Annotated in this window: 12 protein-coding genes; 3 read left to right on the forward strand and 9 right to left on the reverse strand. The window is 65.4% G+C overall.

Features of this window, described 5'->3' with window-relative positions; translation table 11 throughout:
* Positions 1-61 precede the first annotated feature (61 nt).
* The 6 genes from AB3347_RS19930 to AB3347_RS19955 all read right to left on the reverse strand — a co-directional run bounded on the left by AB3347_RS19930 (position 62) and on the right by AB3347_RS19955 (position 7,358).
* On the reverse strand, positions 62-2,176 hold the full coding sequence (locus tag AB3347_RS19930; RefSeq protein WP_369093459.1) for an Ig-like domain-containing protein: 2,115 nt from the start codon (positions 2,174-2,176) through the stop codon (positions 62-64).
* A 54-nt stretch (positions 2,177-2,230) separates the two neighbouring features.
* Positions 2,231-4,336 carry a type IV pilus secretin PilQ gene (gene pilQ, locus AB3347_RS19935; RefSeq protein WP_369093488.1) on the reverse strand — a complete coding sequence of 702 codons (2,106 nt, stop codon included), beginning with the start codon at positions 4,334-4,336 and terminating at the stop codon, positions 2,231-2,233.
* Positions 4,337-4,413: 77 nt separating this feature from the next.
* Entirely contained in the window at positions 4,414-4,959 is a 546-nt protein-coding gene (locus AB3347_RS19940; protein ID WP_369093460.1) for a pilus assembly protein PilP, read from the reverse strand.
* A complete protein-coding gene (locus tag AB3347_RS19945; protein WP_369093461.1) occupies positions 4,956-5,660 on the reverse strand; it encodes a type 4a pilus biogenesis protein PilO in 705 nt (234 codons plus the stop codon). Before AB3347_RS19945 ends, AB3347_RS19940 begins: the two co-directional genes overlap by 4 nt.
* A gap of 4 nt (positions 5,661-5,664) precedes the next feature.
* Entirely contained in the window at positions 5,665-6,294 is a 630-nt protein-coding gene (locus tag AB3347_RS19950) for a PilN domain-containing protein (protein WP_369093462.1), read from the reverse strand.
* Positions 6,294-7,358 carry a pilus assembly protein PilM gene (locus tag AB3347_RS19955; protein ID WP_369093463.1) on the reverse strand — a complete coding sequence of 355 codons (1,065 nt, stop codon included), beginning with the start codon at positions 7,356-7,358 and terminating at the stop codon, positions 6,294-6,296. Before AB3347_RS19955 ends, AB3347_RS19950 begins: the two co-directional genes overlap by 1 nt.
* A gap of 339 nt (positions 7,359-7,697) precedes the next feature.
* Here AB3347_RS19955 and AB3347_RS19960 point away from each other — a divergent pair, with 339 nt between their 5' ends.
* Positions 7,698-10,031 carry a penicillin-binding protein 1A gene (locus AB3347_RS19960; RefSeq protein WP_369093464.1) on the forward strand — a complete coding sequence of 778 codons (2,334 nt, stop codon included), beginning with the start codon at positions 7,698-7,700 and terminating at the stop codon, positions 10,029-10,031.
* Between the two features lie 65 nt (positions 10,032-10,096).
* Here the strand turns inward: AB3347_RS19960 and cyaY are convergent, their stop codons facing one another.
* Positions 10,097-10,426, reverse strand: a complete 330-nt coding sequence (cyaY, locus tag AB3347_RS19965; RefSeq protein ID WP_369093465.1) for an iron donor protein CyaY — start codon at positions 10,424-10,426, stop codon at positions 10,097-10,099.
* A 41-nt stretch (positions 10,427-10,467) separates the two neighbouring features.
* Here cyaY and AB3347_RS19970 point away from each other — a divergent pair, with 41 nt between their 5' ends.
* A complete protein-coding gene (locus tag AB3347_RS19970) occupies positions 10,468-10,659 on the forward strand; it encodes a lipoprotein (protein WP_369093466.1) in 192 nt (63 codons plus the stop codon).
* Positions 10,660-10,680: 21 nt separating this feature from the next.
* The gene (lysA, locus tag AB3347_RS19975) at positions 10,681-11,958 is read left to right on the forward strand and encodes a diaminopimelate decarboxylase (RefSeq protein WP_369093467.1); all 1,278 of its coding nucleotides are present in this window, start codon (positions 10,681-10,683) and stop codon (positions 11,956-11,958) included.
* A 108-nt stretch (positions 11,959-12,066) separates the two neighbouring features.
* Here lysA and AB3347_RS19980 read toward each other — a convergent pair whose 3' ends face one another.
* Both AB3347_RS19980 and msrP read right to left on the reverse strand, forming a co-directional pair.
* On the reverse strand, positions 12,067-12,690 hold the full coding sequence (locus tag AB3347_RS19980; RefSeq protein ID WP_369093468.1) for a sulfite oxidase heme-binding subunit YedZ: 624 nt from the start codon (positions 12,688-12,690) through the stop codon (positions 12,067-12,069).
* Positions 12,690-13,667: a protein-methionine-sulfoxide reductase catalytic subunit MsrP gene (msrP, locus tag AB3347_RS19985; protein ID WP_369093469.1), complete on the reverse strand. Its 978-nt coding sequence runs from the start codon at positions 13,665-13,667 to the stop codon at positions 12,690-12,692. Before msrP ends, AB3347_RS19980 begins: the two co-directional genes overlap by 1 nt.
* Between the last annotated feature and the right edge of the window lie 84 nt (positions 13,668-13,751).

Below are 13,751 nucleotides of genomic sequence, written 5' to 3' on the forward strand. Positions count from 1 at the left end.
AAAAAAAGACGGCCAGTATAGACTGGCCGCCTTCCATTTCACCAAAAAATGCGTGGTGAACCTAGTTCGATTTGAACGTGAAGGCGCTGACGAGACCCTTCGGCGTCGACACGCGAACCACGACGCTGCCGGCGGTGCAGGTGGAATCGGGCTTGACGGTCACATGGTGGATCGTACCGCCGGCCGCGTTGGTCGAAGCAACGCTGGCTGGCATGAATTCCGAGAGCGAAAGCTTGTTCGTATCGCCGCCCGTCACGCTAGTGCCGACAGGCAAGGGATTGTTGTTGTCGTCGAACAGGCGGAAGGAAAGCCGCTGCTCGGAACAGCTTGGTCCTGCGACACCCTGGATGACCCCCGGGTCGCCGTCCGCGCTGGTCCAGTCGCGGCAGCTCGATCCGCTGCATACCTGGCGCGCCAGCTTGGCATCCGAACCGCTGAACGTAATCTCGATCGAGCGGCGTATGTAGTTCAGGCCCCACTTGCCATCGCCAGTGGCGCTGTAGCTGCTCCGGTTGTAGGGGAACGGCAGATCGCCCTTGTTAGGATCGTAGGCGCCGTCGTCCAGCTTGGCGTCGAGGAAGGGGTCGCCCATGTCGCCTTCCAGACCGGTAGCCGCATCAGGGAATTTTTCGCCAGTGCCAGCCGGGCAGACGTCGACCAATGGACGGTAAGGCGTGGAGCCCGTGTAGCCACGGCAGGTGTACTGGCCGTCGCCATTTTCATCGATGAAGTTCTCGATGCCCTGCACATAAGCCAGTACGGTAACGCGGCCGTCGCGCGGCCGGAAATCCTGGGTGCGCAGGTTGACGGTGCATCCGCCGTTCGAAGTGACGCAGGCGCCCTGGGCCGAGCTGCCGACGGCGCCGCCTTCGGTAACGAAGTTGACGGCGGTGTTGTCGGAGACCGGGTTGCCGTACTGGTCGGCCAACAGAACCGTGATCTTGCTGATCTCGTTATCGTAACGGCCCTCGAGGTTGTACTTGTCGGCGCTCATCGACATGAACTTCTGCATCGGCAGGCCGGTCGAGATGGTGAGGGTGTCCGACAGGCCGCTGATCTTCACGCCGTTGCGGCTGGCTTCGGCGATGACGCGCACCGGGGTCGGGATCGTGCCAGACGACACCATCGTCATGACGCGGCCGGTGGAATCAGTGGTCGCGCGGGTCGGCGATATCGACAGGCCGCCGGTACTGGTGGTAGGGCTGAAGTCCACGTCCACACCCTGCAGACCGTTGCCATGCTGATCGACCACGCGGAAGTTGATCTGTGCCGCCTCGGTGCGGCCCTGGCCGCCGGAGCCCTTCAGCACGATCGAACTGCCCGCCACGCTGCTGCCGGCGAACTGGATGGCGCCGATGTTCGCGGCGCCGACCGGGATGTCGATGCTCTGCGACGAGTTGCCGATCGAGACCGTGATGCGGTCCGTGCCCCGCAGGCAGCCGTTGTTGGTATAGGTAGCGGTCTGGACGCCATTGGCGAAGCTGCCGGGAACCAGGGTCGCGGTGCCGTCGCCGACGCACACGGAACTCATGGTGAGACCCGGTGCCTCGGCGGCCGGCTGGCCGCCGCTCGACACCGGAATGCGCAGCGCGACGGTACTGAAGGCAGGCAGCGTGCCGGCCGGCACCGGCACAAAGGCCAGCGAACCGATCGTTCTTGGCGCGGCGCCGACCGAGATATTGGTGGTGGTCGTGGCAGTCTTGCTTGCCACCACCGTGGTCGCGGTGATCCCGGTTGCGCCGGCCGAATCGACGCTGGCCGGCTTGACCGACACCACGGCCACGCCGCTGGCATCGGTCAGGGCCGACGCACTTTCCGGCGTGAAACTGATTAGGGTGTTTTCGCTGGCCGTGAACTTGACGATGACGTTCGGGGCCGGCTTGCCGGCAGCGTCCAGCACGGTCGCCTTTACCGAGGCGCTCTGGCCGCCGGACAGCGAGGTCACGTTGGCGCCGCTGCCGTCGGTCAGCGCGAGGCTGACTTTCGGGTCGGCGGGGGCCGGGGTAACGGTGCCGCCAGTGCCGCCGCTGCCGGTGCCGCCCGAACCGGTGCCGGTGCCGGTGCTACCCGGGTTGCCGCCGCCGCCGCCGCAGGCGGCCAGCATGGCGGCCGCCAGGCCAATGGCGGTCCAGCGACCGATCGACGTCAGGGCGTCCTGTTTTGGAGAGTAGTGCATGACTGATGTTCTTTCTATTTTTATGTCGATATGTCTCGTTGTCCGGCCGGGTCCTCAGCGTCCCGCCGCGGCATCGTTCACGATCTTCGGCGTGATGAACACCAGCAGTTCGGTCTTGGTGCTCTCGCGGCCGGTCGTCTTGAACAGGTAGCCGACCAGCGGTACGTCGCCAAGCAGCGGAACCTTGGTCACGTTGTTGCGCTCGGTCTGCTGGTAGATACCGCCCAGCACCACCGTGCCGCCGTTCTCGACCATCACCTTGGTCTTCACGTGCTGGGTGTTGATGGCCGGACCGGCGCGGGTCTCCTCGCCCTTCGAATCCTTGTTGACGTCGACCTCGAGCACGACATTGCCGTCCGGGGTGATCTGCGGCGTCACTTCCAGGCGCAGGTTGGCCTTCTTGAAGGTGATCGAGGTCGCGCCGCTGCTGGTGGCGACCTGGTACGGCAGTTCGATGCCCTGCTCGATCACGGCGATCTGCTTGTCTTCGGTGACCACGCGCGGGCTCGAGATGATCTTGCCCTTGCCGTCGGCCTCCAGCGCCGACAGCTCCAGGTTGAGGAAGCGGTTGGCGGCCGATGAGAACAGGCTGAAGGCCAGCGAAGACGCCTGGATGCCGCCGATCGGCGCGGCCGGCAGGTTGACCATGGTGGTGTTGGCGAAGCTGTTCTGGTTTTCGACCTGGCCGGTGATCTGGCCAACGCCGTTCAGGTTGCCGCCGATGGCGATGCGCTCGTTGCCCCTGACCTGGTAGCCGGGATCGCCGCCGCGCAGCCCGCGCATGTCGGCGAAGCCGAGCTTGGCGCCGAGGTTACGCGAGAAGCCGTCGTTCGCTTCGACCAGGCGGGCCTCGATCAGCACCTGCTTGGAGGCGACGTCGGTCTTCTGGATCAGCTTGCGGATGTCCTCGATCTTCGAGGCGATGTCGGTCACGAACAGCTGGTTGGTGCGCGGGTCGACGATGGCGCTGCCGCGCTTGGACAGCACGCGATTCTTGCTGTCGGCGCCGGGCACCGAAGCGCCGCTGGCGTCCAGGCCGAACACGGTGCGGAAGGCTTCGACCTTCTGGTAGTTCAGCTGGAATATCTCGGAGCGCAGCGGCTCGAGCTCGGCGATCTGGGCGCGCTGCTCGAGTTCGAGCTTTTCCTTGGTCAGCAGTTCTTCCTTGGGCGCGATCCACAACACGTTGCCGTTCTTGCGCATGTCCAGGCCCTTGGCCTGCAGGACCACGTCCAGCGCCTGGTCCCAGGGCACGTCGCGCAGGCGCAGGGTCAGGTTGCCGGTGACGGCGTCGCTGGTGATGATGTTCAGGCCCGAGATGTCGGCGATCGCCTGCAGCGCGGCGCGCACTTCGACATTCTGGAAATTGAAGGAGAGTTTTTCGCCGCGGTAGCCGGTGGCATTGCCGCCCGGACGGTTCGGGTCTTCCTTGACCGGGCGCACGTCGACGATCAGCTGGGTGTCGCTCTGGTACACCGACTGTTCCCAGGCGCCTTGCGCGTCGATGGTCATGCGCACGTTCTCGCCCTGGGTGGCGGTGGTCACGCGCGACACCGGCGTGCCGAAGTCGGTCACGTCGAGGCGGCGACGCAGGGTCGCCGGCAGGCCGGTGCGCAGGAAATCGACGATCACCTGGTTGCCGGCCTGGCGCACGTCCACGCCGACCTGGCCGTTCGGCAGGTCGACCACGACACGGCCTTCACCATTGCTGCCGCGGCGGAAGTCGACGTCACGCAACATCTGACGTGCCGCTGGCGCCGCCGGAGCGCCGGCGAGCGGCATGCCGGACGCGTTCAGGGCCTGCGCCACGCCGCCCGAGCCTTCGACGGTGACGATCACCGACTTTCCGTCGATGGCGGTGGCGTAGTTCAGGGCGCGCGCCATGTTCAGCACCAGGCGGGTGCGCTCGCCGGCCTGCACCACGTTCAGGCTGCGCACGTCGCCCAGGTTGATCTCCTGGGTGCTCTTGCCGGTGGCATTACTGGTGGCGCCGAAGTCGAGCGCGATGCGCGCCGGGTTGGTGATCGAGAAGCCGATCGGCGGCTTGGCCGGGGCCTCGCGCATGGCAATGTTCAGGACCACGTTGGGGCCCTGCTGGTTGGCCGTGATCGATTCGATGGCGTTGCCCTGTGCGGCGGCGGCGCCGGCGGCGAGCGCCATCAGGACGGTAGCGCCGCAGCGCGCCAGCCAGCCCGGCACGGTAAGTCGAATGGTGCTGCGATTGTTCATGCCTGGGGTCATTTCCCGGTCTCCTTGCTGTCCGCCAGCTCGATCGTCGCCTTGCGCTCGACCCAGTCGCCGGTGGCGTCCTGCACTACTTCCCTGATGTCGATCGCGCCTTCGCTGATGCGCGTGACCAACCCGTGATTCTGTCCGATGCGCTGGCCGGCCCTGACCTGGTGGATCTGCGCGTCGATCTGCACCAGCGCATAGTTTGCCCCGCCCTTCTGTAGCGTGCCGACCATGCGCATGATGTCGAGCGGGTAGTTCTCGAGCAGTTCGCGCGGACGGTTGGCGTTCGGCTGCAGCGGATTCGGATTGCTCGCCGCCACCCGCGCCATTTCGTTCAACAGCTTGGCTTCGCTGAACGGCTCGACCGCGGCGCCCGGATTATAGGCGTAAGGGACAAATTCCTTCGGTTCCGGCAGCGGCTTCACCTTGGGCAGGGTCTCGCGCTGGACCTGCTTCATCCAGTCGCGCACTTCCTGGACGTCGCCGTCCCCGCAGCCGGTGAGCAGGGTCGCCGCCCCGAATGCGCCGAGTGCACACAATAGGCGCATCATTTCGCCGCTCCTTTGTCTTCCTTGTCCTTGGCGCCCTTGGCCTTCCCTTTGCCCTTGCCCTTCTTGCTATCGCGCGCCTTCTTCTGCTCGCTGATCTCGTCCGGGTCGAGGTAGCGGAAGGTCTTGGCGACCGCTTCCAGCTGCAGCGTGCCCTCGCGCGTGCTCAGCGCCATGTTGTTGAGCGTGACGATGCGCGGCAGGTTGGCCATGTCGGCGGCGAAGGCGCCCACGTCGTTGTACTTGCCGCTTACCTTGATGGCGATCGGCAGCTCGGCGTAGTAGTCGCGCACCACTTCCTGGCCCGGCTTGAACAGTTCGAACTGCAGGCCGCGGCCGACGCCGGCCTGGTTGATGTCGGACAGCAGGTCCGCCATTTCGGACTTGCTCGGCAGCTGCTTCTCGAGGCGCGCCACGTACTGGTCGACCTGGGCCTTCTGGGCCTGCAGGGCTTCCAGGTTGATGGCCTGGGCCATCTTGTTCTTGTACTCGGTGCGCAGCTGGGCTTCTTCCCTGGCGCCCTTCTTCTGCTTCTCGAACTGGCCGTCCCAGTAGAAGAAGTAGCCGAGGCCGACGACGGCGGCCATCACGCCGGACGCGCACAGCAGGCGCGGCGCCAGCGGCCATTGGCCGGGCTGGCGGCCCTGCAGGTCCTGGAACTGCGCCGCGAGCTGGCTGCCGAGATCCTTGAGATCGATGTTCATGTGCTCAGCCTCCCTTGCGTCCCGACTGCTGCAGGCCCGCCTTCGGGGCCTTCGCGCCTTCCGTGTCTTCCTGCTCGCGCAGGCGCTTGATCGCCACGTCCATCTGGAACTCGACGACCTTGCGTCCGGTCTTGCTCTGGCCCAGCGGCGCCACCTTCACTTCGGTCAGGTTCGGGCGTTCCAGCCAGGGCGAAGCACCGGACACGTTGCGCAGTAGTTCGGCCACCCGCTCCTGCGACTGGGCGTAGCCGTTCAGCGTCACCCTCTGGCCTTCCTGCCTGAACGACTTCAGGTACACGCCCTCCGGGGTCTGGCGCACCAGTTCGTCGAGCACGTAGACCGGCTGGTTGCGGTCGCCCTGCAGGTCCTCGACCGCCTGCTGGCGCGCTTTCAGGGCCTCGATTTCTTCCTTGAGGGTCTTGATCTCGCCGATCTTCTTGTCCAGCTCCGCGCTGGCGGTCTTGAGCACCAGGTTGCGTTCGTTCTGGACTGCGATGCGGCTGGCGTTCCAGGCGCCGACCAGCAGCACCACGGCGGCGCCGACGATGCCGCCCGCCGCCAGCATGGCCACGAAAGCCGCCTGCTTCTGCTTGCGCTTGGCTTCGCGGTGGGGTAACAGGTTAATGCGGATCATCAGCCGAACCTCCGCAGGGCCAGGCCGCAGGCGACCAGGTAGGCCGCGCCGTCCTGGCGCAGTTGCTGTTCGCGCACCAGCGGGCCGTAGGACATGCCCGCGAACGGCGTCACCACGCTGCTCGGGATGCGGGTGCGGCTGCCGATCAGCTCCAGCAGCCCGGGCAGCGCGGCGCAGCCGCCGGCCAGGTAGAGCTGGTCGATCCGGGTGTAGGGCGTGGACGTGAAGAAGAACTGGATCGCGCGCGTGACTTCCAGCGCGGCGCTTTCCATGAAGGGCGCGAGCAGCTCGGCGCGGTAGTTCTCCGGCAGGTCGTCGGCCTTCTTGCGCGCTTCCGCTTCCTCGAACGCGAGGCCGTAGGCGCGCACGATATCCTGGGTCAGCTGGTTGCCGCCGAAAGGCTGCTCGCGCTCGTAGATGGTCTCGCCGTTCTGCAGCACCGACACGTGGGTGGCCTGGGCGCCGATCTGGAACAGCGCGACGATCTGCTCGGGCCGGGCGCCTGCCGCACGGCCAAGCGCGGCGCGCGCGGCATACGATTCGATGTCCATCACGGTGGCCGTCAGGCCGGCCGCTTCCGCGATCGCCACGCGGTCTTCGACCTTCTCGCGGCGCGCCGCGGCCAGCATGACTTCCATGTCTTCCGCCGAGTTCGGGGCCTGGCCGATCACGTCGAAGTCGAGGCTGACCTCGTCGAGCGCGAAGGGGATGTACTGGCTGGCCTCGGATTCGACCTGCACTTCGAGCTGGTCTTCCGACAGGCCGGCCGGCAGGATGATCTTCTTGGTGATGACCGCGGCCGGCGGCATGCCCAGCGCCACGTGCCTGGCCTTGGTGCCGCTTTTCTTCCAGACCCGGCGCACGGCCTCGGCCACCTGCTCGATGTTTTCGATGTTGCCGTCCACGACCGCGCCACGCGGCAGCGGTTCGGCGGCATAGCGCTCCAGGCGCAGTTCACCCTTGCCGGCGTCCTCCAGCTCGACCAGGCGGACGCCCGACGTGCTGATGTCGAGCCCGGCCAATGGCGGGCTGGACTTTCCGAACAAGGAACCTAGATTGATCACGAGCGTACTCCTTGGCTGCCCTTCCTGCCGAAGCAGGCTGTGTTGAACGCCCGCTGGGGGATATGTCCTGTTAAATCACTTAGTTAGTGCATATTTATGAGGCACCTCTTCAGATCGTAGCGAAAAGGATGCACCCAGACAAGATATTTCTACGAAGGAACACTGCAATCCGGGCGTGTACGCCACACTCTGGCGCAGAGTGTTATCACCCCTGCTACGACCGTTTCCACGTTGCTATTGTTCTGCTTGCTTTTGCTTAAAGTCGCCTATTAGCAAGCCGTGTGTCTCGCTCGAAACGTGTGACTTATAATGGGACGGTTCAAGGGAGTGAAAACCAGCATGAAAGAGAAACAATCGCCCAAAACGGGCGCATCGAAGTACAGTCCCAAGCGCCTGGTCCTGATGGCGTTCGCCGCCCTCACCGGCCTGGCCGTGATCGGCGTGCTGGTGCTCGTGTTCGCGCTTGCGATGGCCTATCCGAACCTGCCCGCGCTCGACACCATCACCGACTACCGGCCCAAGATGCCGTTGCGGATCTTCACCGCCGATAACGTCCTGATCGGCGAATTCGGCGAGGAGCGCCGCACCCTCGTGCATTTCAAGGACATTCCGGACGTCATGAAGAAGGCCGTGCTGTCGATCGAGGACGACCGCTTCTACGAGCACAGCGGCATCGACTACTGGGGCATCCTGCGCGCGGCGTTCAAGAACGCCACCGGCGGCGCGCGCCAGGGCGCCTCGACCATCACCCAGCAGGTGGCGCGCAACTTCTTCCTGTCGTCGGAGCAGACCTTCAAGCGCAAGGCCTATGAGGCGCTGCTGGCCTGGAAGATCGAGAAGAACCTGAGCAAGGACCAGATCCTCGAGCTCTACATGAACCAGATCTACCTGGGCCAGCGCGCCTTCGGCTTCCAGTCGGCGGCCCAGATCTACTTCGGCAAGGACCTGCGCGAGATCAGCGTGGCCGAAGCCGCGATGCTGGCCGGCCTGCCGAAGGCGCCATCTGCTTATAACCCGGTCGTCAATCCGACCCGCGCCCGTACCCGCCAGCAGTACATCCTGCAGCGCATGCATTCGCTCGGCTACATCACCGACGCCCAGTACGCGCAGGCCAAGGAAGAGCCGCTCAAGATCAAGACCGACAGCACCGCCTTCGGCGTGCACGCCGAGTACGTGGCCGAGATGGCGCGCCAGCTGGTGTACGAGCAGTTCAAGGAAGACACCTACACCCGCGGCCTGAACGTGTTCACCACCATCACCAAGGCCGACCAGGATGCGGCCTACCTGGCGGTGCGCCGCGGCGTGATGGAATACGAGCGCCGCCACCCCTACCGCGGTCCGGAATCCTATATCGATATCCCGAGCGCCAAGGCGGAAGCCGACGAGGCCATCGAGGCCGAGCTGGCCGAGCACCCGGACAGCGACAACATCGTCGCCGCCATCGTGCTGAAGGCCTCCCCGAGCGAGGTGACCGCCACCATCGCCTCGGGCGACACCATCAAGATGAGCGGTCCGGGCCTGGCCTTCGCCAAGGCCTGGCTGTCCGAGAAGGCCGCGCCGAACCGCCGCCTGCGCCGCGGCGCCGTGATCCGCGTGATGCAGGACGACGAGTCGAAGTGGGTGATCACCCAGATGCCGGAAGTGGAATCGGCCTTCGTGGCGGCCAGCACCGAGGACGGCGCGATCCGCGCGCTGGTGGGCGGTTTCGACTTCAACCGCAACAAGTTCAACCACGTGACCCAGGCCTGGCGCCAGCCGGGCTCCTCGTTCAAGCCCTTCATCTATTCGGCTTCGCTCGAACGCGGCCTGTCGCCGGCGACCGTCATCAACGACGCCCCGATCAGTTTCGACGCCGGCCAGACCGGCGGCCAGGCCTGGGAGCCGAAGAACTACGACAACAGGTACGAAGGCCCGATCACCATGCGCCGCGGCCTGACGCAATCGAAGAACATGGTCTCGATCCGCATCCTGAACAAGATCGGCGCGCGCTACGGCCAGGAATTCGCCACCCGCTTCGGCTTCGACGCCGAGCGCAACCCCGCCTACCTGACGCTGGCGCTGGGCGCCGGCTCGACCACGCCGCTGCAGATGGCCGGCGCCTACGCGGTGTTCGCCAACGGCGGCTACCGCGTCAGCCCCTACATCATCTCGAAGGTGACCGATGCCGACGGCAAGGTGCTGTCGGAGGCGCGTCCGGAGCGCGCCGGCGTCGAGGCCAACCGCGTGATCGACGCGCGCAACGCCTTCCTGGTCGACAGCATGCTGCGCGACGTGGTGCGCTACGGTACCGCGACCAAGGCGCTGGCGCTCAAGCGCACCGACCTGGCGGGCAAGACCGGCACCACCAACGACTCGATCGACGCCTGGTTCGCCGGCTACAACCCGAAGCTGGTGGGCATCGCCTGGATCGGCTACGACCAGCCGAAGAACCTGGGCAACCGCGAGACCGGCGGCGGCCTGGCCCTGCCGATCTGGATCAGCTACATGGGCAAGGCGCTCAAGGGCGAGGACAACGTCGAGCGCGAAGTGCCGCCGGGCCTGATCCTGGCCAACGGCGAGTACTACTATGCCGAGACGCCGCCGGGCACCGGGGTGCAGTCGCTGGATGTCGGCCCGCCGCCGGCCCCGGCCGAGCAAAAGCAGCGCGACGCGGTCAGGAACGAGTTGTTCTGATTTTTGACCGGTTGGTAAAAAAAATGGCAGCCCTCAGGCTGCCATTTTTCATTGCATTCAGCTTTTCAGCCCAGCGCCACCGGCGCCCCGCCCTGCTCCGTCACGTACTGCGACAGCGACGCGAACAGCTCGGTATCGTCGCGCGTGTTGCGCCACTCGTCGCCGACGCGCTTGTAGTGGAAGCCGCCCGAGCGCGCCGCCACCCACATTTCCTGCAGCGGGGCCTGGCTGTTGATGATGATCTTCGACGCGTTCGTCAGGAACTCGACTTCCAGCACGTTGCCGCTGCGCTTGCATTCGACATCGACCACGTCCTCGTCGTTCAGCCGGTCGAGACATGCTTCGATGCGGTCCAGGGTGCTTTCGGCCAGCGCCAAAAATTCGGATTCGGTCATGCTACACTCCAAAGTCTGCTAATCAAACCACCATTCTAATCGTGAAGTCCACCATCGCACTTCTTTCCGGCGCGGCAGTGCTTGCCGCCCTGGCCGGCTGTGGCCAGACGGGCCCGCTCTACATGCCGAACCCGCCGGCCAAGCCGGCGCCAAGCGCCACCGCGGCGGCCAACCCGCAGCCTGCCCAGCCTGTTCCATCGAATAACGCCTCCACCCCTGCCCCCACCAAGTAAAAGCACCTCATTTTCTATCCTATGTCGCACTTCCAGTACCAGAACGGCGTCCTGCACGCCGACGGCCTTGCGCTGCCCGCCATCGCCGAACAGTTCGGCACGCCGACCTATGTCTATTCCAAGTCGGCGCTGCTGGAGAATTTCAGGGCCTATGCCGATGCCTGCCAGGGCCGCGACGCACTGGTGTGCTACGCGATGAAGGCCAACTCGAACCTGGCCATCCTCGACCTGCTGGCGCGCGAGGGCGCGGGCTTCGACATCGTCTCGGGCGGCGAACTGCTGCGCGTGATCGCGGCCGGCGGCGACCCGGGCAAGACCATCTTCTCGGGCGTCGGCAAGACCGTCGAGGAGATGAAGCTGGCGCTGGACAAAGGCATCCTGTGCTTCAACGTGGAGTCGATTCCCGAGCTGCACCGCCTCAACGACGTGGCCGGCAGCATGGGCAAGCGCGCTCCGGTGTCGCTGCGCGTGAACCCGAACGTGGACGCCAAGACCCACCCCTACATCGCCACCGGCCTGAAGGCCAACAAGTTCGGCGTGGCCTTCGACGACGCCCTGGACACCTACCGCACCGCGGCCTCGCTGCCGAACTTGGACGTGGTCGGCATCGACTGCCACATCGGCTCGCAGTTGCTGGACGATGCGCCGCTGCTGGAAGCGCTCGACAAGCTGATCGAGCTGATCGACACCCTGGCGCTTGATGGCATCCACCTGCACCACCTCGACATCGGCGGCGGCCTGGGCGTGAACTACGGCGCCGAGGGCGACAAGCCGCCGGTCCCGGTGGGCGCCTACCTGGGCCGCCTGTTCGCCCGCATCGACGCCTGGCGCGCGCAGCGGCACGACGGCAAGCCGGTCAAGGTGATCTTCGAGCCGGGCCGCTCGATCGTGGCCGACACCGGCGTGCTGCTGACCAAGGTCGAATTCCTGAAGCCGGGCGTGGAAAAGAACTTCGCCATCGTCGACGCGGCCATGAACGACCTGATGCGCCCGACCCTGTACCAGGCCTGGATGGGCGTGCAGGAAGTCAGCCCGCGCGAAGGCGACAAGCTGACCTACGATGTGGTGGGACCGGTGTGCGAATCGGGCGACTGGCTGGCGCGCGAACGCGACCTGGCCGTCGAACCGGGCGACCTGCTGGCGATCATGACGGCCGGCGCCTACGGCATGACCATGGCCTCGAACTACAACACCCGCGGCCGCGCCGCCGAGGTGATGGTGGACGGCGACCAGGTGCACGTGATCCGCCAGCGCGAGAATCCGGCCGACCTGTTCGCGCTGGAATCGATGCTGAAATAAACCGTAGGGTGGGCGGATTCTCCGCCCACGCGTTCAAATCACGAAAGCGCTGCGGCAATGCATGCCGTAGTTGCACGCGTGGGCAGGAAACCTGCCCACCCTACAAAATCATGCGCGCGCGGACTGTGTCTTCCTGGCCGCGCTCCAGTACACCCGCAATCCCAGCAACGCCGCCACGATCAGCCCAAAAACGATCGGCTGCTGGAAATCGTTCTTCCCCGCCTTCATCCACCAATAATGCAGGATCCCCAGCGGCGCGATCACGTAGATCAGCCGGTGCAGCCACTGCCAGCGCTTGCCGCCCAGGCGGCGGACCATGCCGTTGGTGCTGGTCGCCGCCAGCGGAACGAGCAGCACGAAGGCGATGAAGCCGACCGTGATGAAGGGCCGTTTCACCACATCCTTGAGCATCGCCGCGACGTCGAAGAAATGGTCGAACCAGAAGAAGCAGGTGAAGTGCAGCAGCGCATAGAAAAAGGCGAACAGGCCCAGCATGCGGCGCAGCTTCACCACCCAGTTCCAGCCGCTGAGGCGGCGCAGCGGCGTGACCGCCAGCGTGATGCACAGGAAGTACAGGGTCCAGTCGCCGGTGCCGCGCGTGAGGAATTCGAGCGGCTCGACCGGCACGCCCTGCGCCACCAGCCAGGCCATGCGCAGGAAAGGCAGCAGCGCCAGCACGAAGACCGCGGCCTTGAGGTAGCCGACCTGCTTGTTCGACGGGGTGAACGCCATCAGAAGAACTTCTTCAGGTTCATGCCGCTGTACAGCGAGGCGACCTGGTCGTAGCCGTTGAACATCAGGGTCTTGCGCTTGGGCTTGAAGAAGCCGTCCTCGCCGATGCGGCGCTCGGTGGCCTGCGACCAGCGCGGATGGTCGACGTTCGGGTTCACGTTCGAATAAAAGCCGTATTCGTTGGGCGCCGAATCGTTCCAGGCGGTGCGCGGCTGGCGGCTGGTCAGGCGGATGCGGACGATCGACTTGGCCGACTTGAAGCCGTACTTCCAGGGCACGATCAGGCGCACCGGCGCGCCGTTCTGGTTTGGCAGCACCTGGCCGTACATGCCGACCGTGAGCAGCGTGAGCGGGTGCATGGCTTCGTCGATGCGCAAGCCTTCCACGTAGGGCCAGTCGAGCACCGGGCTGCGCAAGCCGGGCATCTGCCGGTTGTCGGCCAGGGTGGTGAATTCGACGTACTTGGCATTGCCGGTGGGCTCGACCTGCTTGAGCAGGTTCGACAGCGAATAGCCGACCCAAGGAATCACCATCGACCAGCCTTCGACGCAGCGCAGGCGGTAGATGCGCTCTTCCAGCGGCGCCAGCTTGAGGATGCGGTCGATGTCGAGCGTGACGGGCTTGTTCACCTCGCCCTCGATGGTCACCGTCCACGGGCGGGTGCGCAGGGTGTGCGCGTTCTCGACCGGGTCGCCCTTATCAAGGCCGAATTCGTAGAAATTGTTGTAGGAGCTGGCGTCCTTGAACGAAGTCTGCGGCTCCTGCGTGGACAGGGCCGCGTTGCGGGTCGCGGCCAGGCGCTGCGCCGTCCCCTGGGCGAAAGCCTCGCGGTTGGCCATTTCCCAGATGCTGGAGCCGACCGCGGCAGTGGCCGCAATGCGGGCGATGAAGGAGCGCCGGCCTTCGTAGACCTCGCGCGGGGTGATCTCGGACGGATACGGCAGGTCGATGCCGTTCGGACTGCGTTTGAAAATCATGGTTGACTCCGCTGCAGAGAGAAACTTCAGATTACACCAGGCGGCTTAAGTGCACGTTATCACTTGCTCCAGCCTGGACAAGAG

The sequence above is a fragment of the Massilia sp. X63 genome (assembly GCF_041023745.1).
GTDB lineage: Bacteria > Pseudomonadota > Gammaproteobacteria > Burkholderiales > Burkholderiaceae_D > Telluria.

What these genes read in the sequence shown, in the direction of transcription:
- lysA (WP_369093467.1), top strand. Translation starts at nt 10,681, where the DNA reads ATGTCGCACTTCCAGTACCAGAACGGCGTCCTGCACGCCGACGGCCTT.
- pilQ (WP_369093488.1), bottom strand. Translation starts at nt 4,336, where the DNA reads ATGGCGCTCGCCGCCGGCGCCGCCGCCGCACAGGGCAACGCCATCGAA.
- AB3347_RS19950 (WP_369093462.1), bottom strand. Translation starts at nt 6,294, where the DNA reads ATGATCCGCATTAACCTGTTACCCCACCGCGAAGCCAAGCGCAAGCAG.
- cyaY (WP_369093465.1), bottom strand. Translation starts at nt 10,426, where the DNA reads ATGACCGAATCCGAATTTTTGGCGCTGGCCGAAAGCACCCTGGACCGC.
- AB3347_RS19940 (WP_369093460.1), bottom strand. Translation starts at nt 4,959, where the DNA reads ATGATGCGCCTATTGTGTGCACTCGGCGCATTCGGGGCGGCGACCCTG.
- AB3347_RS19960 (WP_369093464.1), top strand. Translation starts at nt 7,698, where the DNA reads ATGAAAGAGAAACAATCGCCCAAAACGGGCGCATCGAAGTACAGTCCC.
- AB3347_RS19945 (WP_369093461.1), bottom strand. Translation starts at nt 5,660, where the DNA reads ATGAACATCGATCTCAAGGATCTCGGCAGCCAGCTCGCGGCGCAGTTC.
- msrP (WP_369093469.1), bottom strand. Translation starts at nt 13,667, where the DNA reads ATGATTTTCAAACGCAGTCCGAACGGCATCGACCTGCCGTATCCGTCC.
- AB3347_RS19980 (WP_369093468.1), bottom strand. Translation starts at nt 12,690, where the DNA reads ATGGCGTTCACCCCGTCGAACAAGCAGGTCGGCTACCTCAAGGCCGCG.
- AB3347_RS19930 (WP_369093459.1), bottom strand. Translation starts at nt 2,176, where the DNA reads ATGCACTACTCTCCAAAACAGGACGCCCTGACGTCGATCGGTCGCTGG.